This window comes from Allomesorhizobium camelthorni (assembly GCF_011045125.1).
GTDB classification, from domain to species: domain Bacteria; phylum Pseudomonadota; class Alphaproteobacteria; order Rhizobiales; family Rhizobiaceae; genus Allomesorhizobium; species Allomesorhizobium camelthorni.
In genome coordinates, this window is sequence record NZ_JAAKZF010000342.1 from 1 (window position 1) to 529 (window position 529).

Annotated in this window: 1 protein-coding gene; it reads left to right on the forward strand. The window is 58.4% G+C overall.

Annotated elements, in window-relative coordinates; genetic code table 11:
- Positions 1 to 162, forward strand: coding sequence for a DUF6522 family protein (locus G6N73_RS38990; RefSeq protein WP_425484204.1), 162 nt, complete (start codon positions 1 to 3; stop codon positions 160 to 162).
- The last annotated feature ends 367 nt before the right edge of the window (positions 163 to 529 follow it).

The following is a 529-nucleotide window of genomic DNA, read 5'->3' on the forward strand; positions in this document are numbered from 1 at the left end:
ATGACGAGCCGTGTCGAGCAAGGGCACGGCGAGGATGCCGGTCACTACAGGCTGACGCTTCGCGCCGGCGCGGTTGAATGGAGGATGATCGTCAACGATGACAACGATGTCGTCGAGGAGCGAGTCATCCGCGCCACGCGCCATAGCCGCGGCGGCGCTTGATCCGCACCAGTGTCGATCAGCACCGAAGCAACCCCACCCGCCATTTCAACGGCTTATAGTGCCGATCGGCGCCGAAACCCCACGCCGATTCACATTGAACCCTCTGTTGGTCAGGAAAAGCGGAATAAATCAAACGGTTCACACACATTGGGGTAGGGGTTATGGTTTGGCGCCGGTTCACACCCGGGTGCGGATTCTGGTGAACCCGCTGGTTTATATCTGCGTTGAATGTCTAGAAAGCGACCCTCCCGAAGAACGGCATGAGCCTGTGCGATGAACTACGACCCGCCCCCATCCCGTCTTCCTGATGATATCAGGGTGGCGCTGGAGAGTTTTTTCTTTGGCCTCAAGTTCCAGAGTCGCCCCA